At 47.3% G+C, this 21,132-nt stretch carries 22 protein-coding genes, 1 pseudogene and 1 other annotated feature; of the genes and pseudogenes, 3 read left to right on the forward strand and 20 right to left on the reverse strand.

What is annotated here, in order from left to right; translation table 11 throughout:
- Positions 1–2: 2 nt before the first annotated feature.
- The 3 genes and pseudogenes from araA to MKZ04_RS10560 form a co-directional block, all read right to left on the reverse strand.
- A complete protein-coding gene (gene araA / locus MKZ04_RS10550; protein ID WP_023855471.1) occupies positions 3–1,484 on the reverse strand; it encodes an L-arabinose isomerase in 1,482 nt (493 codons plus the stop codon).
- 260 nt (positions 1,485–1,744) lie between these two features.
- A pseudogene (locus tag MKZ04_RS10555) lies at positions 1,745–2,708 on the reverse strand (glycoside hydrolase family 43 protein).
- A 152-nt stretch (positions 2,709–2,860) separates the two neighbouring features.
- Positions 2,861–3,946 (reverse strand): M42 family metallopeptidase, encoded by a 1,086-nt coding sequence (locus MKZ04_RS10560; RefSeq protein WP_020452527.1) that lies wholly within the window; start codon positions 3,944–3,946, stop codon positions 2,861–2,863.
- A 173-nt stretch (positions 3,947–4,119) separates the two neighbouring features.
- On the opposite strand from MKZ04_RS10560, the gene MKZ04_RS10565 reads away from it, so the two are divergent.
- Positions 4,120–4,521, forward strand: a complete 402-nt coding sequence (locus MKZ04_RS10565) for a hypothetical protein (RefSeq protein WP_023855473.1) — start codon at positions 4,120–4,122, stop codon at positions 4,519–4,521.
- A gap of 15 nt (positions 4,522–4,536) precedes the next feature.
- Here the strand turns inward: MKZ04_RS10565 and MKZ04_RS10570 are convergent, their stop codons facing one another.
- The 6 genes from MKZ04_RS10570 to lrgA all read right to left on the reverse strand — a co-directional run bounded on the left by MKZ04_RS10570 (position 4,537) and on the right by lrgA (position 7,514).
- Positions 4,537–4,800, reverse strand: a complete 264-nt coding sequence (locus tag MKZ04_RS10570; protein WP_020452529.1) for a DUF1294 domain-containing protein — start codon at positions 4,798–4,800, stop codon at positions 4,537–4,539.
- A 129-nt stretch (positions 4,801–4,929) separates the two neighbouring features.
- Positions 4,930–5,289 (reverse strand): 50S ribosomal protein L20, encoded by a 360-nt coding sequence (gene rplT, locus MKZ04_RS10575; protein ID WP_003184266.1) that lies wholly within the window; start codon positions 5,287–5,289, stop codon positions 4,930–4,932.
- A 32-nt stretch (positions 5,290–5,321) separates the two neighbouring features.
- Positions 5,322–5,522 carry a 50S ribosomal protein L35 gene (rpmI, locus tag MKZ04_RS10580; RefSeq protein WP_003184267.1) on the reverse strand — a complete coding sequence of 67 codons (201 nt, stop codon included), beginning with the start codon at positions 5,520–5,522 and terminating at the stop codon, positions 5,322–5,324.
- A gap of 17 nt (positions 5,523–5,539) precedes the next feature.
- On the reverse strand, positions 5,540–6,058 hold the full coding sequence (infC, locus tag MKZ04_RS10585) for a translation initiation factor IF-3 (RefSeq protein WP_116523372.1): 519 nt from the start codon (positions 6,056–6,058) through the stop codon (positions 5,540–5,542).
- 67 nt (positions 6,059–6,125) lie between these two features.
- Positions 6,126–6,258, reverse strand: a sequence feature (ribosomal protein L20 leader region).
- Between the two features lie 135 nt (positions 6,259–6,393).
- A complete protein-coding gene (lrgB, locus tag MKZ04_RS10590) occupies positions 6,394–7,077 on the reverse strand; it encodes an antiholin-like protein LrgB (protein WP_075212766.1) in 684 nt (227 codons plus the stop codon).
- A 23-nt stretch (positions 7,078–7,100) separates the two neighbouring features.
- Positions 7,101–7,514 carry an antiholin-like murein hydrolase modulator LrgA gene (gene lrgA / locus MKZ04_RS10595; protein WP_075212767.1) on the reverse strand — a complete coding sequence of 138 codons (414 nt, stop codon included), beginning with the start codon at positions 7,512–7,514 and terminating at the stop codon, positions 7,101–7,103.
- 240 nt (positions 7,515–7,754) lie between these two features.
- Here lrgA and MKZ04_RS10600 point away from each other — a divergent pair, with 240 nt between their 5' ends.
- Positions 7,755–9,305 (forward strand): alkaline phosphatase D family protein, encoded by a 1,551-nt coding sequence (locus MKZ04_RS10600; RefSeq protein ID WP_026579093.1) that lies wholly within the window; start codon positions 7,755–7,757, stop codon positions 9,303–9,305.
- A 50-nt stretch (positions 9,306–9,355) separates the two neighbouring features.
- Here the strand turns inward: MKZ04_RS10600 and MKZ04_RS10605 are convergent, their stop codons facing one another.
- The 3 genes from MKZ04_RS10605 to MKZ04_RS10615 all read right to left on the reverse strand — a co-directional run bounded on the left by MKZ04_RS10605 (position 9,356) and on the right by MKZ04_RS10615 (position 12,191).
- Positions 9,356–10,078, reverse strand: coding sequence for a LytR/AlgR family response regulator transcription factor (locus MKZ04_RS10605; protein ID WP_020452534.1), 723 nt, complete (start codon positions 10,076–10,078; stop codon positions 9,356–9,358).
- Positions 10,053–11,837, reverse strand: coding sequence for a sensor histidine kinase (locus MKZ04_RS10610; protein WP_026579091.1), 1,785 nt, complete (start codon positions 11,835–11,837; stop codon positions 10,053–10,055). Before MKZ04_RS10610 ends, MKZ04_RS10605 begins: the two co-directional genes overlap by 26 nt.
- A 126-nt stretch (positions 11,838–11,963) precedes the next feature.
- Entirely contained in the window at positions 11,964–12,191 is a 228-nt protein-coding gene (locus tag MKZ04_RS10615) for a DUF3923 family protein (RefSeq protein WP_020452536.1), read from the reverse strand.
- 259 nt (positions 12,192–12,450) lie between these two features.
- Between MKZ04_RS10615 and MKZ04_RS10620 the strand changes: the two genes are divergently transcribed.
- Positions 12,451–13,263 carry an HAD family hydrolase gene (locus tag MKZ04_RS10620; RefSeq protein ID WP_096748269.1) on the forward strand — a complete coding sequence of 271 codons (813 nt, stop codon included), beginning with the start codon at positions 12,451–12,453 and terminating at the stop codon, positions 13,261–13,263.
- Positions 13,264–13,294: 31 nt separating this feature from the next.
- On the opposite strand, the gene thrS is transcribed toward MKZ04_RS10620, so the two are convergent.
- The 8 genes from thrS to speD form a co-directional block, all read right to left on the reverse strand.
- Positions 13,295–15,226, reverse strand: coding sequence for a threonine--tRNA ligase (gene thrS, locus MKZ04_RS10625; protein WP_020452538.1), 1,932 nt, complete (start codon positions 15,224–15,226; stop codon positions 13,295–13,297).
- A 343-nt stretch (positions 15,227–15,569) separates the two neighbouring features.
- Positions 15,570–16,412, reverse strand: coding sequence for a putative sporulation protein YtxC (gene ytxC / locus MKZ04_RS10630; protein WP_020452539.1), 843 nt, complete (start codon positions 16,410–16,412; stop codon positions 15,570–15,572).
- A gap of 77 nt (positions 16,413–16,489) precedes the next feature.
- On the reverse strand, positions 16,490–17,122 hold the full coding sequence (locus tag MKZ04_RS10635) for a TVP38/TMEM64 family protein (protein ID WP_023855476.1): 633 nt from the start codon (positions 17,120–17,122) through the stop codon (positions 16,490–16,492).
- A gap of 38 nt (positions 17,123–17,160) precedes the next feature.
- A complete protein-coding gene (gene dnaI, locus MKZ04_RS10640; protein ID WP_020452541.1) occupies positions 17,161–18,093 on the reverse strand; it encodes a primosomal protein DnaI in 933 nt (310 codons plus the stop codon).
- Positions 18,094–18,108: 15 nt separating this feature from the next.
- Positions 18,109–19,533, reverse strand: a complete 1,425-nt coding sequence (locus MKZ04_RS10645; protein WP_341045866.1) for a replication initiation and membrane attachment family protein — start codon at positions 19,531–19,533, stop codon at positions 18,109–18,111.
- A 116-nt stretch (positions 19,534–19,649) separates the two neighbouring features.
- A complete protein-coding gene (gene nrdR, locus MKZ04_RS10650; RefSeq protein ID WP_020452543.1) occupies positions 19,650–20,108 on the reverse strand; it encodes a transcriptional regulator NrdR in 459 nt (152 codons plus the stop codon).
- A gap of 16 nt (positions 20,109–20,124) precedes the next feature.
- Entirely contained in the window at positions 20,125–20,517 is a 393-nt protein-coding gene (locus tag MKZ04_RS10655) for a hypothetical protein (RefSeq protein WP_020452544.1), read from the reverse strand.
- A gap of 185 nt (positions 20,518–20,702) precedes the next feature.
- Entirely contained in the window at positions 20,703–21,089 is a 387-nt protein-coding gene (gene speD / locus MKZ04_RS10660) for an adenosylmethionine decarboxylase (RefSeq protein WP_020452545.1), read from the reverse strand.
- Positions 21,090–21,132: the final 43 nt, after the last annotated feature.

The raw sequence follows: 21,132 nt of genomic DNA on the forward strand, positions 1-21,132 counted from the left end.
CCTTAAAACTTGCGAAGCCGATATGCAGCTTCACTCCATTTAAGTTCATTGCGAAGATTTAAAATCGTCGTATCGCGATTGATCAACACCGCTTCAATGCCTGACATTTCGGCCCAATCGAGCATCTGCTCGGCTGTCAGCTGATACGAAAGGCATGTATGGTGCGCACCGCCAGCCAAAATCCACGCTTCAGCCGATGTTCTCAAAGACGGCTGCGGCTTCCAAAGTACGCGCGCCACCGGAAGATTCGGCATATCATGCGGAACCTTCTCAGCTTCCACTTCATTGATGACAAGCCTGAAACGGCCGCCCAAATCGATGAGAGAGACATTGACCGCAGGGCCTGCAATTCCGTCGAACACGAGCCGCGCCGGATCGTCCTTTGCACCCATTGACAGCGGATGGACTTCAATTCTCGGTTTGTGATCGGCAATCGACGGGCACACTTCAAGCATGTGGGAGCCGAGAATCATTTCATTGCCCGGTTCAAAATGGTACGTGTAATCCTCCATAAATGACGTTTCTTTTCCGCCGGCCATCACTTTCATCATCCTGACGAGCGCAGCCGTTTTCCAATCTCCTTCTCCTCCGAAACCGTAGCCTTCGGCCATCAGGCGCTGAACGGCCAAACCTGGAAGCTGCTTCATACCGTGGAGGTCTTCAAAGGTTGTCGTAAAGGCCGTATAGCCCCCATTCGAAAGAAAGCGCTTTAATCCAAGCTCGATCCGCGCCTGCTCTTTAACGGATTCCCTTGCCTCTTCGCCTTCCGGCCACTCATAAAGCTCCTCATATTCGGAGATGAGCTCGTTCAGACTTTGTTCTGATACAGTATTGATCTCTGTGACGAGGTCGCCGATTCCATATCCGTCGACAGACCAGCCAAGCTGAATCTGCGCTTCAATCTTATCTCCTTCTGTTACCGCCACATTGCGCATGTTGTCCCCAAATCGGGCGACTTTGATATGACGGCTCTCAATATATGCGACCGCTGCGCTCATCCATTTGTCGATCGAGTGTTTGACGTCTCTATCTTCCCAATACCCGGCAATGACTTTTCGCGGAATGCCCAATCTCGCTCCGATAAAGCCGTATTCGCGGTCGCCGTGTGCAGACTGATTAATATTCATGAAATCCATGTCGATTCTATCCCACGGAATGTCCCGGTTAAATTGGGTATGAAAATGGAGCAGCGGCTTATTCAGCTCGGACAGGCCCGGAATCCACATTTTCGCCGGTGAAAACGTATGCATCCAGGTAATGATGCCCGCGCACTCCTCGTCCCGGTTCGCCTCTTCAAACAGTTTTCTGACGCCGTCCAGCGAAGTGGCCACCGCTTTGTACTTGACTTGAAACCTTAAATGTCCGTCATTTAATCCGTTGCAGATCATTTTGGAATGCTCTTCCACCTCTTGTACGGCATCTTCTCCATATAAATGCTGGCTGCCTGTCACAAACCAAAATACATGCGTCTTTTTTTGAATCAAATAGCTTCCTCCTCTTCTTTAAGGTTTCTGTGTAAAGATTAGCAAACTATTAAAACGCTTACAAAAAAACATGAATATACCTTATTCTCAAACTTATCGCGACTATATGTACGTACAACTAAACTAAAAAACATATTTGTACGAACAACTTCATTATATCATTTTGAAAAAAACTGTCAATTTAATTTCCAGTGTGTTTTTTATTTTTTTTGACAGATTTCAGAACAAAAAAACCGGGCGGAAAAATCGCCCGTCATCTGTTAATAAGTCGGCCACCCTTGGGAATCCCAGTACAAGTCGTTGATGAGCAGCTTCGATACACCATTGTCCAACGCGTCATAAGCGTGTCTGACAAGGATCGAGTTGTTCAGAACATCCTGATGTCCCGGCCCTTTCCAGCGGTCATTGCCGGAATCCAGGATCGTCCCTCCGCCGTTCATCATATTTTTGCCGCTTTTATCATAATAGGGTCCCGTAATGCTCGTTGAACGGCCGTACGCTATTTTATATGTGCTGTTCACCCCTTTACAGCAGCTGTCAAACGAGACAAATAAGTAATAGTAGCCGTCTTTGTAGGTAATGTTCGGCGCTTCAACCGCTCCGCCGTTATTCGGCCTTGAGGCGATCGAATACAGACTTCCCGCCGGCTTCATCGTGTTTTTATCAAGCCTTGTCAGCTTGATGCCGGTCCAAAAGGAACCGAATGAGAGCCATGGATTCCCGTCTTTGTCAATAACCAGATCAGGGTCAATGGCATTAAACTGATCACCGGATGTCGATCTGATGACCAGCCCGTCATCCCGCCATTGGCCGGATGAAATCCGGTCTGTCGATGCGAGTCCTATCGCTGATGTGTTTGAACCGAAAGACGATACAGAGTAATACAGCCAATACCGGCCGTTATAGTAGCTGATATCCGGCGCCCACTGATGCGGTTCATGATTTGGTACGTACATCTTCCACCAGGACAATGGAGCTGGAAAAATACTCGGGGCAGCACTCCAGTTTCTGCCGTCGGTTGACTTAATGACACGCAGCCCTGTACCGAGCCCGGTTCCAAATGTATACCACGTATTTCCCTCTTTAATGATGGAAGGGTCATGGATGAAATTGTCCCCCCTTTGTGTCCCAAAACGCAGCCTTGCCTGATTTTGGCATCAAAAAAGCCAGCAGCAGTCCGAACATCAATCCTGTCAAAGACATTCTCCGCAACACATTTTTCATTCAAATCACACTCCTGTTCTTGTAAATGAAAAAACAATGCCTCCCTTTCTTTGTCAATTTTTCGAACAATGTTTATATATGTAAACGCTGTCTTTGACATTACAAAAAAAAGCTGACAGCTTATAAAATAAGCCTGTCAGCCACATCTTTCATCAGTCAAACGTAATATTTTGAACCGTCTCTTTATCCAATCGCTTAATCACTTCGGTAATTAATTTTACCGCATGTTCATAGTCATCCCGGTGAAGCATGGCTGCGTGCGTATGGATATACCTTGTCGCGATCGTGATCGACAGAGCAGGCACTCCGTTCGCGGTAAGGTGGATCGAGCCCGAATCTGTTCCTCCGCCTGAGAGGGCGTCAAATTGATACGGAATGCCGGCTTCATCTGCAACATTCGTGACAAAGTCGCGAAGCCCTTTATGGGACACCATTGAAGCGTCATAAAGGATGATCTGCGGGCCTTTTCCCATTTTGCTTGTCGACTCTTTTTCCGTAATACCCGGCGTATCACCCGCGATTCCCACGTCAACACCGAAAGCAATATCAGGCTTGATCGTATGCGCGGCGGTTTTCGCGCCTCTCAGTCCTACTTCTTCCTGTACGGTTCCGACGCCGTAGACGACATTCGGGTGATCCGCTCCTTTCAGGTTTTTCAGCACATCGATCGCGATCGCGCAGCCGATACGGTTGTCCCATGCTTTGGCAAGCAGCATTTTTTCATTATTCATCACCGTAAATTCAAAGTAAGGAACGACCTGGTCTCCCGGAAGAACGCCCCACTCCATCGCTTCCTCTCTGTTCGACGCTCCGATATCGATAAACATATCTTTAATATCCACCGATTTTTTTCTTGCCTCCTGAGACAGGACATGAGGAGGTTTTGAACCGATGATACCGGTGATGTCGCCTTTCTTCGTCACGACCGTCACACGCTGCGCCAGCATGACCTGGCTCCACCAGCCTCCAACCGTCTGAAAGCGGAGATAACCCCTGTCATCGATCCGCGTAACCATAAAACCGACCTCATCAAGATGGCCGGCAATCATAATCTTCGGTCCGTCAGCCTGTCCGGTCTTTTTAGCGATTAAGCTTCCCAGTCTGTCTGTCGTAACCTCGTCGGCAAACGGTTCTATGTACGATTTCATGACTTGTCTGGGTTCTTTTTCATTTGCAGGAATTCCTTTTGCATCTGTTAATTCCTTTAGCATCGTCAATGTTTCATCAAGCTTTGCCATCTCTATACAGCCTCCTTAATTAACCCTCATTTACTATTATACAGAAACATCCCTTTTCAATACGACCAATATTCTGTACAGCTTTTTTGGTTAAAAAATGAAACCTTGCGGGAACTGGTTCGTATATATTGGGATATACTCAAAAGTACGTTCAAGGGAGGTTCTGTTTTAACATGATTGTCATCATATTGAGACTGGCTTTGCTGGCGCTTTTGGTTTACGTCGTGTACAGGGCCGTTCAATTTTTGGGGAGTCCGGACAGAAGGCTGAAATCAGCACAGGCCAAAAAACACTTTTATTTTTTGGACGAACAGAAAAATGCACGCAAAAATCTCAAGCTGACATTTAAAGGCGTGCTTTTCGAAGGAGAAAAACACATTCCTTCAAAAGACCATCCGCTGTTCATCCATACGATTTTTGTATGGACGGAAGCGCCTGAAGAAAAGCTCAGCTCTTTCACGGAAGAAGACTTCGCAGAATTGGAAGAAAACATTAAAGCCCACTATCCCGATTGCAAAATCGACTGGGATTCGAACATTCAAAAGTGGAGAAACAAAAAAGCAGAAGAGCAATAAGCCTCATCTGCTTTTTTAATTCATCATATAAAAATAGGTCAAAACGGCTTGCACGGCCAGCAAAAAAGGAATGCCAAGCCTGAAGGAAAGGTGTTTTGTCTTATGTCTGAACCGCATCATTCCGAACCAGACGCCTGCGGATCCGAAAGCGGCCGCAACGAGCCAGATGCGGCGCTCAGATACCCTCCATTTCCCAGTGACCGCTTTTTGCTTGTCTGCTTTCATTAAGAAAAAGCCGTATCCGTTTATGAGGATCGCGTAAATCCATATGAGAGTCATATTGTTCATTTCTCCTTGTTTCGCGGTCGGGGGCTTGCGGCGGCCGGTCTCACGAACCGTTTCGTTTCACATCCCGCGCGAGTAGCTTCTAACAACAAAAGAAAAAGGCCGGAACCCGGCCTTTTTCAATTATTTATTCAATTGCGCTTTAGCAGCGTCTGCAAGCTGATTGAATGCGTTCAAATCGTTTACAGCAAGGTCAGCAAGCATTTTGCGGTTTACTTCGATACCGGAAAGCTTAAGACCGTGCATCAAACGGCTGTAAGAAAGACCGTTCATGCGTGCTGCAGCATTGATACGAGTGATCCACAGTTTGCGGAAATCGCGTTTTTTCTGACGACGGTCACGGAAAGCGTAGTTTCCTGATTTCATAACCTGCTGGTTAGCTACTTTATATAATGTATGTTTTGAACCAAAATAACCTTTTGCTAATTTGAGAACCTTTTTACGACGTTTGCGTGTAACAGTTCCGCCTTTTACTCTTGGCATTAGATTTCCCTCCTAATTATACCTTTTCCGAATTACTTAATGTTGGCAAGCTGCTGCTTGATGCGTTTGAAATCGCCGGCGCTTACGACTGCGCTTTTGCGAAGCTTGCGCTTTTGTTTTTGAGATTTATTTGCGAACAAGTGACTTGTATATGCATGAGAACGTTTCAGTTTCCCGGAACCTGTCTTTTTAAAACGTTTCGCAGATCCGCGGTGAGTTTTCATTTTTGGCATGGATGTTTCCTCCTTAATTACTTTTCAGTTTTAGGCGCGAGCACCAAGAACATGCTGCGGCCGTCCATTTTCGGCTTCGTTTCAACAGTCGCCACTTCCGCGCAGGCTTCTGAGAAACGGTCCAGCACGCGCTGTCCGATTTCTTTGTGCGTGATCGCACGGCCTTTAAAGCGGATGGACGCTTTCACTTTGTCCCCTTTTTCCAGGAACTTGATGGCGTTGCGAAGCTTTGTATTGAAATCATGTTCTTCAATACCAGGGCTCAGCCGAACTTCTTTTAAGTTAATGATTTTTTGATTTTTGCGTGCTTCCTTTTCCTTCTTCTGCTGCTCGAATCTGTACTTTCCGTAGTCCATGATCCGGCATACAGGCGGTTTTGCATTTGCTGCAACCAACACAAGGTCAAGATTTGCGCGACCCGCAATTTCCAGTGCTTCCTGGCGGGATTTGATCCCAAGCTGATCGCCATTTTGTCCGATCAAACGAACTTCACGCGCACGGATACCCTCATTAACCAATTGATCTTTGCTAATAATGAGCCACCTCCATAGAATCTTTGAATTGATTTCACAACTCATTTTGACCGTTTCTTTGCATTCCACAGGCAAACAAAAAGTGCGGGCATCGAAACACCCACACTGCGAACATTGCATAGAAAAATAAGAAATGTACGTTTAACCTGCCAACTACAAGAATGTGTCAATCAGGTGAGAAGCGGGTGCTTCTGCTTGTTGATATATATTCAATTCATTATCCATCTTACATAAACAAATCCTGCAAGTCAAGATATAAAATTTATCACAACATTTGCTATTATATCAGGACACATTTGAAATAGCAATGCTATTTTTTTATTTTTCTTTCACCGGCTCTATCCGCCGATCATTTGGACACATAACGGAACGACAAACACGGTCACGACGCCGACGACGACAACTGCAATACTCGCCATTGCCGCTTCGACTTCCCCCATTTCAATTCCGACGGCGACGCCGAGGGCATGTCCTGATGTTCCGAGCGCCAACCCTTTGGCGATCGGATGCTGCACTTTGAAGATCTTCAAAAAAAGCGCGCCAAGCGCATAGACGATCACTGCGTTAAAGATGACGGCGAAGGCCGTGATATCTTGAATGCCGCCGATTCCTTTTGATAAAGGAAGCGCAATCGCGGTCGTGGCGGCCTGAGGCAGCATGCTTTTCATGACGGCTCCGTCAAGATGGAGCGCGTTTGCGATCAGATAGACGACAGCAACCGAGCAGACAGAGCCCGCAATAATGGCGCCAAGGATTTGCAGCCAATATTTTTTCAAGCTTTCCACCTGTTTGTATAAAGGAATGGCGAACGCAATCGTGGCGGGCTCCAAAAAGAACTTAATGATGTCTCCGCCGCTCTTGTAGTCCTCATATGAAAAACCGCCGATTTTTAAAAATGCAATCCCAAGAATCATCGCGACAAACAGAGGCGTGAACAAGAAAAAACCATTTGATTTTTTAAATAAAAAAGTGCCGATGCCAAATGCGGCCAGTGAAACGACGATACCGAAATAAGGTGTCATAGCGTTAATAACCTCCTATTGATTCAAGAAGCTGTTTTTTTGGCTGATTCAACCCGGTTGTCCTGACGGTCCTTTTTGCTTGCAGACAGGATGAACTGTGAAAACAAGCCTGTCGCTGCAAGCAGAATGACGGTGGCCAGGAAAATCACGAGGACGATCGGCAGCCCGTATTTCTCCATGACACCGAGCGAGTTCATCACTGATATACCCGACGGAACGAATAAAAAACCGATCAGCGAAGTGAGCGCCGTGCCAAGCGATTCGACTTGTTCCAGCTTCAGCACGTTCGCACACAGCAATGCAAACAACATCACCAAGCCGATGACAGACGGAGGAATCGGGATGGGCAGAATCGCGGCGATTCCGTTTGAAACAAACATAATAACAGCAAAAATAAATGCCTGAGTTAAAAAGCCATATTCTTTTTTCCCCTTCATTTCGTTCACCTCTTTGGCTGTGTTGGGTTCATTATATAAAAAGGCCCCGGCCAAAAAAGCGTTTTCAAAATAACTTGCCGGATACCGCCCTTCAATTGCAGAAACGGGACGCTGAAATGCAAATTATTCTTCCAGCTTTGCACATTCTTCACAATTATTTAAATTCCAGAATGTGCTAATGGAGCAAAACAGATCGTATAGTGGTTAATGAGAAAACGATTGATGAGGAGGCTCTGACTCATGAACCATTCAAGAGGAGGGCGCTTTGTTCCGGCTGGCGAATTCGCATCTTTAGCAAGACGCGGCCTGATGCCTGAAGACGCTTCGATCGCCGCCGGCGCGCCCCGATTTGCAGATTATCCATTCAAGCTTGGAGTGGCTTCAGGTGACCCGCATCCCGACGGGGTTGTCATTTGGACGAGGCTTGCACCCGATCCGCTTGCCGAAGACGGTTTAGGGGGAATGCCCGGCAGAGCCGTCCCTGTTCAGTGGGAAGTAGCCGAAGATGAACATTTCCGCAAAGTGGTGAAGCGCGGGACCGTCTCAGCGCTCGCTGAGCTCGCCCACTCCGTTCATGTTGAAGTGAACGGCTTAAAGCCGGGAAGCTATTATTGGTACCGGTTTAAAGCGGGACGGGAAATCAGCCGGACAGGCCGTACAAAAACAGCGCCTTCCCCGCACGCCGACATCAAGGGAATGTCGTTCGCTCTCGCCTCGTGCCAAGCTTGGTACCACGGATATTTTACAGCTTACCGGCATATGGCCGAAGACCATCCGGACGTTGTTTTTTTCCTCGGAGACTATATTTACGAATATGCCATTAATGCTAAAAATCTTTTCCGCGATGTGACTTTATCTGCTGCCCATAACGCAAAAACCGTCACGCTCAGCCAATACAGACTCAGATATTCTCTTTTTAAGACAGACCCGGACCTCCAGGCCATTCATGCGCTGGCTCCCTGGGTTGTGACGATGGATGACCATGAGGTCGAAAACAATTATGCCGGCATCCATTCCCAATACAACACATCTCCGGACGATTTTCTCCGGCAGCGCGCAGCGGCGTACCAAGCTTTCTACGAAAATATCCCGATCCGCAGCACATCGATTCCAAATGGGCCTGACATGCTGATGTACAGGCGGTTCCGCTATGGAAACCTGGCTGAATTCAATGTTCTGGACACCCGGCAGTACCGCAATAATTTTCCGGCAAATGAGGCCGAACGGCTTGAGCCGTCACGCTCCATACTCGGATTTGACCAGGAGCGCTGGCTTTTTAACGGCTTGAGCCGGTCTGACACGGTGTGGAACTTTTTAGTCCAGCAAGTCGTCCTGGCTCAAATCGACCGCGATACAGGCCCCGGAGTTGAGTACAGCACAGACCAGTGGGACGGTTTTCCCGCTTGCCGCGACAGGCTTTTTTCCGCATACAAGGCATACGGCATCCAAAACCCCGTTGTGCTGACAGGAGATATTCACAGACATGCCGCTGCCGACTTAAAGGAGAACTTCGACGATGCGGGTTCAGCGACAATCGGAACCGAGCTGATCACAACTTCGATATCTTCAGACGCTGACGGCAGCGAGACCGATTCATTGGCGCCGATCTGGCTCGGAAACCCGCATGTCAAACTGTACAATGCGCAGCGCGGCTACGTTCGCTGCCGCTTGACGCCCCGGCAGCTTGAAGCCGACTTTCAGGTTCTTCCTTATATCACACGGCCCGGCGCCCCAGTCTCAACTTATGCCACATTCTCCATAGAAGCGGGACGGCCCGGGCTTCAGCGCTAAAAAACGGCGGTGAATGACGAATTCAGTCTTTCACCGCCGCTGATCATTTTTTACACCATATGCAGCCGTTTTTTCAGCTCTTTCGCGTATGTACGGCTGACAGGAATCGTGGAGCCGTCTTTCATCAGGAGGTTGTATGTCGAATTGAACCAGGGTTTGACTTCTTTAATATGATCCATATTTGCGAGAAAGCTTCTATGCACCCTGATCAACGCCGTCTGTGAAAGCTTTTGTTCGAGAACGACTAATGTATCGTGAACCGTGTATGCCTGATCAAAGGTTTTCACTGTGACGTGTCCGTCTTCTAACCCGGCGTATACGATTTCGTCCGGATCGAGAATGACGATCGCTTCGTCAATGCTGAGAGCCAGCCTGTGACGGCCCGCAAGCTGCTGCCCCTCCTGATGGCCGGGACGCATCCTTTTATATTTTTGAATCGTCTGTCTGATTCGCTCCTCATCAAACGGCTTTGTCAAATAATCGACCGCATCCACTTCAAATGCTTTCAGCGCATATTCATCATAAGCAGTCGCAAAAACGACAGCCGGAGGCGCCGACATTTTTTTCAGCCGCTTCGCAATGTCGAAACCGTTCTCCCCAGACAAATCGATGTCCAAGAAAAGAATATCGGGTTTGTGATCCGCCATTTTGTCAAACGCTTCTTCGATATGTTCAGCTTCATCGACCGCAACCACTTCTTCGGTCTGCTCTAATAAATATCTAAGCTCGTCTCGCGCAAACATTTCATCATCCACGATTAATACCTTGAGCATCTCTGTTCCCCTCTCTTTCGGTTTGAAAAGGAATCTTAAAGGATATCTCTGTTCCTCTATCAGGTTCGCTGGCAAGCTCGAGGGCAGCCTGGTGCCCGAACAAACCGGTAAGCCGCTGATTCACATTGTAAAGCGCCGTCCCGTTCCCTTCTTTTGAAGGTGCGGGCGCCTGTCCCAGCTGTCCAAGCAGCTCGGGATCAATTCCCCTGCCGTTGTCTGACACCTTCATCAAAACACCGTCCTGCTCTCTCACAGCGCATACTTTTACCGTGCATACCTTTTGTTTTCTCGGGAATGCATGGCGAAGCGCGTTTTCAACAAGCAGCTGCAATATAAATGGAGGAATTTCCATGCTTTCAAGACCGTCCTCGATATGAAAATCAATATGATACTTGCCAGGGAACCGGGCCTGCTCCAATGATAAATAGGCTTCCAGGTGGTTCAGCTCTTTTGAGAGCGGAATCATCAGCTGCCTGGCTCCCTGCAGATTGGAACGAAAATAAACGCTCAACTGCAGGAGGAGTTTCCGCGTTTTTTCGGGATCTGTCCTGCACAGAGCAGAAATCGTATGGATGGCATTAAATAAAAAGTGCGGATTGACCTGCGCTTGAAGCGCCTTGATTTCGGCATCTTTCAAAAGCTTGCTTTGCAGCTCAGCCTCACCGAGTTCTAGCTGAGTGGAAAAAAGCATGGCAAGCCCTTCGGCGAGCTCTTCCGTCACACGGTTAAGACCGGATGGATGCTTAAAGTACAGCTTCAGCGTGCCGATTGTTTCGCGGTTGGAGAAGAGCGGCAGTACGATCGCCGCCTGCAGCGGACAGGAACGGTGCGCACACTCGATTTCATCGCGCGACTTCACTTTCATGACCTTTCCGGTTTGAATGACTTTTTTCGATAAACCGGTGATCAGATTTTTCGAAGGAATATGATGATCTGCTCCATCTCCGACATGAGCGAGAATGTTCTCTCTGTCCGTAATCGATACGGCATCCGTCCCCGTCATCCGGTGAATAATGAGAGCGGCGCTTTTGCAGGAATCCTCATTCAGTCCCCGGCGGAAAAAAGGAAGCGTCTGATCCGCTATCGAAAACACCTTATGGGTCTGAACGGCCCGCGCCTGTTCCTCTTTGCGGATAATAGACTGAATGATCGATAGAAAAATAAAGCTGCCCGTCCCGTTGACAATCATCATCGGAATGCCGATCATCTGAACGAGCGCAATAGCCTCAGCCTGCGGTCTTGCAAGTACGAGAATCATCAGCATCTGCAGACCCTCCATACAAATACCCGCCAGAGCGGCTACCCTTGGTGTCACCATCTGATGCCGTTTCCTGAAAAAGCTGCCGATATAACCGGCAATGACGCCAGCCAGCAGTGAAGAAACCGCACAGCTCAAAGCTGTCGTCCCTCCCAGTGAAAAACGGTGAATGCCTGACAATAGCCCGACACCCGCTCCGACAAACGGCCCTCCGATCAGACCGCCGATTTCGACACCGAGAATTCTCGTATTGGCAATCGAGCTTGATGGATCGATCGCAAAAATCCAATCATTGTTCAAAATCTTATGTTCCCGGATTTCAATGCCTGTATAGTTGCTGATGATGCTGAACAGGGAAAAAATGAAGATGAGAACCCCTTTTCCCTTATACCCTTCCGGATGCTGGAGGTGCTGACGGAACACCTTCATATGGGCCAACATAAAGCCCAGGATAACGATGATCCCCACTCTCTCCAGCATCATGATCATGAGTTGAATCATGTACTTCCCCTTGCTTTCTTTCTGTATCGGAATTTGCTCTTATTCTATCATACCTCTTTTTATTCACACTTTGACGCGGCATGCTTTACAAAATAAAAAAGGCAGCAATTGTTTGCTGCCTTTACCTTATTTGCTGCTACCCGTTTTCAAATTAACAATCAGCCACACAACTTGAATAATGAATGGAAATATAAATGCAATCAATAAAACGATAAACGCTATTAATTTAAGCTCAGGCGTTTGAGTAACACCGGCGCCATCAACATCTCTCAGCCACACGAGAGCCGTCCCCATTACAAAAACGGCCATCCAAAATATGTTGCAAATCCACCAAAATATCCATCGTTTTTTCACAAAACCATTCCTTCCATTTCTACACTGTATCTGCTTCTTCTGTCCGCATGTGAGCCCGTTATCACGAACATAAGATGCATCTTAAAAATCCCCTGCATTTCCAAACAATAGAAACCCGTTTCATTCTATCATATTCGAGAAGCTTTCACACTTTGACACTGCATTACATCACATTCTTAAATTCATTTCTTTCACATCCATTTGATCTATTGTAAAATAAATAAGAGAATTCTATAAATTAATGGCAGAGGAGAAGATCATGAAAGCCGTATTTTTTGATTTAGACGATACATTGCTCTGGGATGAAAAAAGCGTCAGCACAGCATTTTCCAAAACGTGTCTTAAAGCTGAAGAAAAATACGGAATCCATGCGGAAGAATTTGAAGCAGCGGTCCGCGAAGCAGCGCGAAAGCTTTACACGTCTTATGAAACATATCCATACACCGTCATGATCGGCATCAACCCATTTGAAGGCCTGTGGTCAAACTTCAGCGAGCCGATCAGCGAAGGCTTTCAAAAACTGAACAAAATTGTTCCTGAATACAGAAAAAACGCATGGACAAACGGATTGAAGGCGTTTGGCATCGACAATCCCGCCTTCGGGGAAGAACTCGGCGAATATTTCGCCGCAGTGCGCCGAAAGAGCCCTTTCGTGTATGAAGAAACATTTGCCGTTTTAGATGAACTGAAAGGAAAAGTAGAGCTTCTTTTGCTGACAAACGGCGATCCGAGCCTGCAGAAAGAAAAGTTGGCAGGCGTACCGGAACTTGCTCCTTATTTTAATGAAATCGTCATTTCCGGTGAATTCGGAAAAGGAAAGCCTGATCCAAGCATTTTTGAACACTGCCTCAACCTCCTCGGCATGACAAAGGATGATGCCGTGATGGTCGGAGACAACTTGAACACCGACATTCTCGGGGCTTCCAGAGCGGGCATTCAAACCGTCTGGGTCAACCGCAAAGGCAAAAAGAATGAAACTGACCTTACACCCGATCACGAAATCAGCCATTTGAGCGAACTGTTCGATATCCTCCGCGGAAAAACAGCCGACAAACTAAGCAAAAAAGCATGACTCCCGAGCGGGAATCATGCTTTTTTCTCGTTTATTTCTTTGCTTCTGCAACGGCTTTTTTAATGAAGTCTGCAAAGGCAACTGTTTCTGATTTTTGCTCTCCGTATTTGCGGACGTTGACGGCTTCGTTTTCAACTTCCTGGTCGCCGACGACAAGCATGTACGGGATTTTTTGCATCTGTGCTTCACGGATTTTATAGCCGATTTTCTCGTCACGGATATCGACTTCAACGCGAAGTCCTTCACGCTGCAGGCGCTCTTGAACTTTTTTGGCGTAGTCAAGATGCACGGACGGCGATACAGGGATGACCTGGAACTGAACAGGGGCAAGCCATGTCGGCAATGCGCCTTTATGCTCCTCAATTAAGAAAGCGACAAACCGTTCCATTGTGGAAACGACACCTCTGTGAATGACGACCGGACGATGAGGTTTTCCGTCTTCTCCGACATATGTCAGATCAAATTTTTCAGGAAGAAGGAAGTCCAGCTGTACAGTTGACAGTGTTTCCTCTTTTCCGATTGCTGTTTTGACCTGAACGTCAAGCTTCGGTCCGTAGAACGCCGCTTCCCCTTCGGCTTCGTAATAATCGTGTCCGATCTCGTCCATCGCTTCCTTCAGCATCGATTGCGCTCTGTTCCACATTTCATCGTCATCGTAATATTTCTCTGTATCTTCAGGGTCGCGGTAAGACAAGCGGAATGAGTACTGCTCAAGGCCAAAGTCTTCATACACTTCCTGAATCAGGCGGACAGTGCGGATGAACTCTTCCTTAATTTGATCGGGACGGACGAAAATGTGCGCGTCATTCAAAGTCATCCCGCGAACACGCTGCAGACCTGAGAGAGCGCCTGACATTTCGTAGCGGTGCATCGTTCCGAGCTCCGCGATCCGGATCGGCAGTTCACGGTAGCTGTGAATGTCGTTTTTATAAATCATCATATGATGCGGACAGTTCATCGGTCGAAGCGTCAATGTTTCATTGTCCATTTCAATCGGAGGGAACATTGTGTCTTGATAATGATCCCAATGCCCTGACGTTTCGTAAAGTTCTTTGCTGCCAAGGACAGGTGTATACACGTGCTCATAGCCGAGCGCAAGCTCTTTGTCAACGATATAGCGCTCGATGACGCGTCTGATGGTTGCACCCTTTGGCAGCCAAAGCGGCAGCCCTTGCCCTACCTTTTGCGAAATCGCAAACAGCTTCAGTTCTTTTCCGAGCTTTCTGTGGTCGCGTTCTTTTGCTTCCTCAAGGAGGCGAAGATGCTCATCAAGCTCCGCTTTTTTGAAGAAAGCCGTACCGTAAATGCGCTGGAGCATCTTGTTGTTGCTGTCTCCGCGCCAGTATGCTCCCGCAAGGCTCAGCAGTTTGAACTCCTTGATTTTTCCTGTCGAAGGAACGTGAACACCGCGGCACAAATCGAAGAATTCGCCCTGCTCATAGATCGATACCGTTTCACCTTCCGGAATCGCATCAAGCAGTTCCAATTTCAAATCATCGCCGATTTCTGCAAACCGGGCTCTGGCTTCCTCACGGCTGACTTCTTTTCTTACGATCGGCAGATTTTCGCCAACGATTTTTTTCATTTCCTTCTCAATCTTCGGAAGGTCTTCCGGAGTCAGCGCTTCTTCCATATCCACATCGTAGTAGAAGCCGTTTTCAATGACCGGACCCACGCCGAGCTTCACGTTTTTATACAGGCGCTTGATCGCCTGGGCCATTAAGTGTGCAGTACTGTGGCGCATGATTTCAAGCGCTTCTTCGCTGCCTTCTGTAATGATTTCGATGGCGCCGTCCTCAAGGATCGGTGCGCGCAGATCGATTTCTTTGCCGTTTAATTTCCCCGCTATTGATTTTTTCTTTAAGCCGGGACTGATTGATGCCGCGATATCTTCTGTTGTCGTCGTTTTTGCAAACTCCTTAACCGCTCCGTCAGGAAATTTGATTTTTACCATATCTGACATCCTAGTCACTCCTTTTTTTTACAAAATAAAAAATCCCCGTCCCCCTATGAAAGGGACGAGGATTAATAAACGGAATTCGTGGTTCCACCCTTTTTCCCGAAAACGCAAAAAACCCGTCGCGCTCTCGGCTTTCGGTTCTGTAACGGGAAGTCCCGTCAGTCATTACTAGACACATTGCCGTTCACAACTGATGTTCAAAGGCGGTAAAAAAATGCTCCTTGGCTTAAGAGACTTTCAGCCGTGGTCTCCCTCTCTGTCAAACCGGTGTTCATCTTTTCATGTCCTTATCGATACATAATATCTTTAAGTTTACATCGTATTATAAATCGTTTTTCACACAAAATCAAGAATGCTCTTCCAAAATGTTTTCTCGCGGATGAAAGGCGTCAAGCGAAAGAATCCGTACGCGCTCCTGAAAAATATTTTGAATGGTCTGAACCATGGCGTGTTCCCGGTCTTCTGTATAGAGGTCTATTTTTTCCGGCGCAATCGATACGAGCGGAGCCAGGAGATGGGAATCAATATACATCGGGTGTTCTCTTACGAACCGCCTGTCTATGTATTTTTTTTGTTCCCGTTCAGAAATATACTTTAATTCCCACAATACAAAATAACCGTCGTGCACAATGCGGACATGGTCAAGCATCGGCTCTTTCGACATGACGTAGTCTCTCAGCGATTGAATGAATGTCTGATATTCCTGTTCCATTTTATACTCGTCAATTGCCGCCTCCACATAAGACCTGAGGCGTTCATAATACCTCCCGAGGCGAAATGTCATAAAGGACCGAATGGAAAAGACGTTTTCCTCAAGACAAATCGTTTGGAGCTCCTGAATGATGTAATGTTCGCGAGGGGTGTCGTCCTTGTTGAGAGGAAGCCCTTCAAGTTCGCCCTCCATAATGCTGTGGGCCAGTTGAAGAATCTGCTGCTGTTCATCCCGGTCCAAAAAGTAATAATCGCCTTCAATAACCGAAAGCATGTATTCGTCTTCTTTGCATTCTGTAAAAAATCTCGTCAGAACCGGCTCAATATAGGCCTGAATACTAACAGAGGAATGGGTCTTTTCAATTCCGATCTTCCCTGGTGCTTCGTGAATCTTGATATGCCGGTTCGCATCCGCATTGCGAAGGAGATGCAAAAACGCGGCTGTATCATAATCATCTTCAAATGTAATTTCAAGCATGTTTGTCCCCCCTAACAACATCTGATACATGTATATGGGGGTGACAAATAAAATAGACGTAAAAAAAGGATGAGCCCTTAATCGAGGAGCGCCTGCACTTTTTTTCTGAACAAAAGAGGCACGGTAATGAATATCAAGTAAATTGCCGCTGCAGCTGCAATTGCTATGATGTCGCCGGTCAAGAGGCTTGACCCGAGCACATTTAAAATAACGGTGCCCGGAATGATGCCCGCAGCCGTCGCCAGGGCAAACGACAGGGGCTTCACTTTTGACACGCCTGCCGCATAGCTAACCGCGTCAAAATGAATCGGCGCGAGCCTCAAGAGCAGAATGCAGAAAAAGCCGTTTTTCCGCAAAAGCGTCCGCAGGCTGTCAAGCTTCAGCGGCATGTGCTGAAGGTTTCCGCCGAGCCTGTATGCAACAGCGAATGACAAAAATGCACCGCCCGCCGCACCGATAAAAGAATACAAAGAGCCAAACAGCGGACCAAATGCGAGGCCCCCGCTGACGGCGAAAACGGAAGCAGGTAGCAGCAAAAACGGCCGGATCATCAATAATCCGATATAGATGAGCGGGGCGAAAATCCCGAAGGATAAGACGCCTTCTCTTATATGAGCGGGGCTCAGATTCAGATATTTCGCATTCAACCATAGTCCGGCCGCCGCGATTACGGCGATAACCGTCCATTTGGCCAATGTTCTTTTTTGCATCTTCTTCATCTCCGTAATTGAAGCTCGGGATCATGTGATTACTGACGCCGGTTTTTCCCGTCCAGCCGGACAGGCGTCGCTAAATACAGCACCCTCTCCATCAGCCTTGCCGCTTTCACCTCTTCTTTTTCGCCCCTTTGCGAATAGGTGAAATGGTGTTTCAGTTCATCAGGGTCAAAGTTGGAAGAGAAAAACGTCGGCAGCTGATGAGACATTCTGTGCTGAAGGATGGCGCCAAGCACCTCATCCCTCACCCAGCTTGACATGGACTCCGCACCGATATCATCGAGCATTAGAATCGGCGTAGACTTGACCATCTCAAGCTTTTCTTCAAGCGACTGATCGTGTATCGCATTTTTCAGTTCCCTGACAAATTCGGGGACATAGACGAGAATGGATGGATGGTCCTTTGCCGCAAGCTCGTTGGCGATGGCGGCCAGCATAAAGGTTTTTCCGACCCCGAACTTCCCGTAGACGTAGATGCCTTTTCCCTTTCCCGTTTCGTTATAGTCATGCAAAAAGCCCGTCACAAGCTGAAGGACCTTTAATCTGCTCGGATCATCTCCGTCAATATCGGCAAACGTAGCATTCAAGAGATCCTGTTGAATATAGATGCTTTTAATCAGCGACCGCTGTCTTTCCCTCTCGTCCGCTGCCTTTTTTTCCGGACACCTGTCATATTGAACATCGATCGTTTTTCCGTTCATCACAAGCTTTGGATGATAACCTTGAATCAGGTTTTTGCACTCTTTCAGACTCGGGCAGTCTTGGCATGCTTTGCTTTGCTGTGTAAATTCATAAAGCTTGTTTAGGCTCCTGTCGATCATTCCTTGATCCACTTCTGACTGGCGGCTGTTTAAAAACTCCTGAACATCCTTGTCAGAGAGCACTTTTTCTTTCATATCTTCAAGGCGTTTTTGAAAATCGGGTCTCGTCGTCACGCCTTGCAAAGCGCGTTTAATCGGCTCCATCATCTTCACCTCACATTAAAGAGCGGAATGGTTTTTCAGTTTTTTTATTTCTTCGAGCAGCTTCTGCTTCTGTTGGTCAAAGCCTTCTCCCGTTACGGAACCGGCCGGCTCTGTTTCGAGCGGTTTGCTGTCGGCTTCGTCACTTTCCCGAAGCCAGTCAGGCAGCTTTTCTTCCCTGATGACTTTCTTGTTCCGGGAAGGCTTTTTCTTCCCTTCCGCCCATTCAAGATATTGGCGGTTTTCTTCTTTCGCAAGCTTCATGGCCTCTCTAACCGTGCGAACGTTTTTTCTGGCCCAGTGAGAAGCTATTTTTTGGGTGTAATTTTTCGAAAGCTTCATATCGGTTTTCAGCATGACATAATAAATCAGAACATTGATGACGCCGGGCTCTAATTTTTGGTCAAGCATTATTTCTTCTATAATTTTCAGATCGGCTTTAGATGGTTCCGCTCCGCCGCCGATATCCTGCAGCAGCTTTTTCGGCGATACCTGCTCAAGCAAAGCAATCAAATTGTCTTCCTTGGCATTCGTTGACGACTGTTGATTCGGCTGTTCGCGGAGATTCATCGGCTGCACTTTGTCGACGAGTTCCGGAAGCGGGCCGCTGCGCTCGATCTGATACCAGTCGCTCGCCGCTTTTCTGAGCGCTTCTGTCGTGATCGTATCGTGCTCATCAACGGCTGACATGACGACGTTTTGCATCTGAAGCGGTTCGATCCCGTAGAGAAAGGCGAGCTTTTTAATCGTTTCCTTCACTTGGTCTGACAGCGCTTTTCTCGGAATAAGCGTGTCGGATAAACCGGCGAGAAACAGTTGAAAGTCAAAGGCGTCGTCTGTGACCGCCGCCGGTTTGCCATTCCCTTCTTTCATCCATTCACGATCTTCGCGAAGCTCCATCGCTTCGATCATATCGTCAGACATCTTCCATTCGCTCGGCTGGACAGATGCAAAAACTTCGTTGAAAGAACGGGTGATATCCCGTACTTCTTCGGGAACAGACGGGTGGGAAAAGTATTCTTTCAGCTGCTGAAACCTCGCTTTTCCGACGCGGTTGTACAAGAAGACATTCAGCATGCCGTCCTGAAAGAACTCATCCGGTCTGAGCGGCGGAATCAATTCATATATAAACAAACGCTCGTCTTCCGTTTCTTTCATATAAGTTTTCAACAGTCCGATTCCCTCAAGCTTTTCCTTCTCTGAGTGAATCGTCTTCAGGTTGGTCTGCATCGCCGCCATCAGCTGTCTGTGAGTCGAGCTTTTCCCCCAGACTCTGTTTTGCTCCAGTTCCCCCCACAGCGTGAGAAACAAGCTGAATGAAAAAGAGCCGATTAGAGGCTGATACAATAGCGTGACAATTTGCCGGTCCAAGTCCTGAAGCAATCCGCAGCTTTTGACAACGTACGGATCGACAGGAAGCAAGTCTTTCCAATAATTACTCATATCTTTTGTCAACCTTCCACTTTGTTTCTTGTCCTCATTTTACACCTTTTTCAGGCCTTCATGTCACACGACCGTGGTTTTATCATGAGAAAAGAGCTGGATTAATTTACAGCTCTTTACCGTTCTTTCTTTATTAAGTCTTTCAGCTCGTCGATAAATACGTTAATATCTTTAAATTGGCGGTATACTGAAGCAAACCGGACGTATGCGACTTCGTCGATTTTCGCAAGCCGGTCCATCACCATTTCTCCGATCATATCGCTTTTCACTTCAGCAACGCCTTGATTTCTAAGCTCTTTTTCAATTTCAAAGCAAATATCCTCAAGTTGCTTTAAGGCGACAGGGCGTTTTTCGCACGCTTTGATCAAACCGCGGAGCATCTTCTCGCGGCTGAATTCTTCCCGGATTCCTTCTTTTTTTACGACGATGAGCGGAATTTCTTCCACTTTTTCAAATGTAGTAAATCGATAGTTGCATGATTCGCATTCGCGTCTTCTGCGAATCGATCTGCCTTCGTCAACGGGACGGGAGTCCAAAACCCTCGTCCCGTTATGCTGACATGCTGGACATTTCATTTTTTCAGCTCCCTATTCAATTGTTTGAATGTACAGATTTCTGCAGCTTTCCGTCCAGTTCGCTGTATAGCGTCGAGACAAGCCCGCGGCTGTAGCCAAAATCGGTCGGCAAAAACGTTTCCGTTGACACATTAAAATCCACCGCTGTATCAAAAGGGCGAATCGACACGACTGTCGCCACCACAAAAGCTTTTCTCGTTTTTTTCACCTCGGCGCTGATTTCTCCTCTTTCTTCCGACACCGATGTCACCTTACAGCCGTCAAGGCCTTCCAGCACTTCCTTTACAGCATTGAGCGCTTCTTTTGACGCCGCTTTATAATAGCGGCTCTTCAGCTTGTCCGAAGGATGGCGGTCAGACGTTTCGGCGTGTGTAGAAAAAAACCGGTGAATGTTTTGAAAAAGACTCATATCCCCTGTCCCCTTTGTCTTTCTTCTCTATATTTTATTAAAAAAATGGTTGATTTCCAAGGGAAAACAAATTAGGGCAAGAGAATGCCGGGGAGAATATGTTTCGGGGATTGTCGCAAGAGGAAAGAAAAAGGAGCGGATTTTAAAAGCGGTGTCCGCTTTTTCATCCAGCTCCTCTATGGGCATTAAAGTGCCTGTGCTTTGGCGTTGGCCTGTTTCACCTGAACAGGTCCCATGCCTCTCGGTATTTCAATGTTCTCTCTTGTTTCTGCTCTTAATTCTTCTGCGATATAATCGGCAGCTACGTTCGGATCTAAATCTCCGCAAGTATAAACATCAATGCTGGCATATCCGTGTTCAGGAAAACTGTGAATGGTCAAGTGAGATTCAGAAATGATCACAACCCCGCTTACACCTTGAGGTGCAAACTTATGAAAGGCTACCTCACGTACCTCAGCACCTGACTTCAGTGCCGCATTTACAAACGTTTTTTCAATAAAATCCATGTCATTCAGCTTATCAAAATCGCATCCCCACAGTTCGGAGATAACGTGACGCCCCATTGTTTCCATAGCATGGACCCCCCTTAACAAGAATTAGAAAAGTGAATTTCCA

It is taken from the genome of Bacillus sp. FSL W7-1354 (assembly GCF_038002405.1).
GTDB lineage: Bacteria > Bacillota > Bacilli > Bacillales > Bacillaceae > Bacillus > Bacillus paralicheniformis.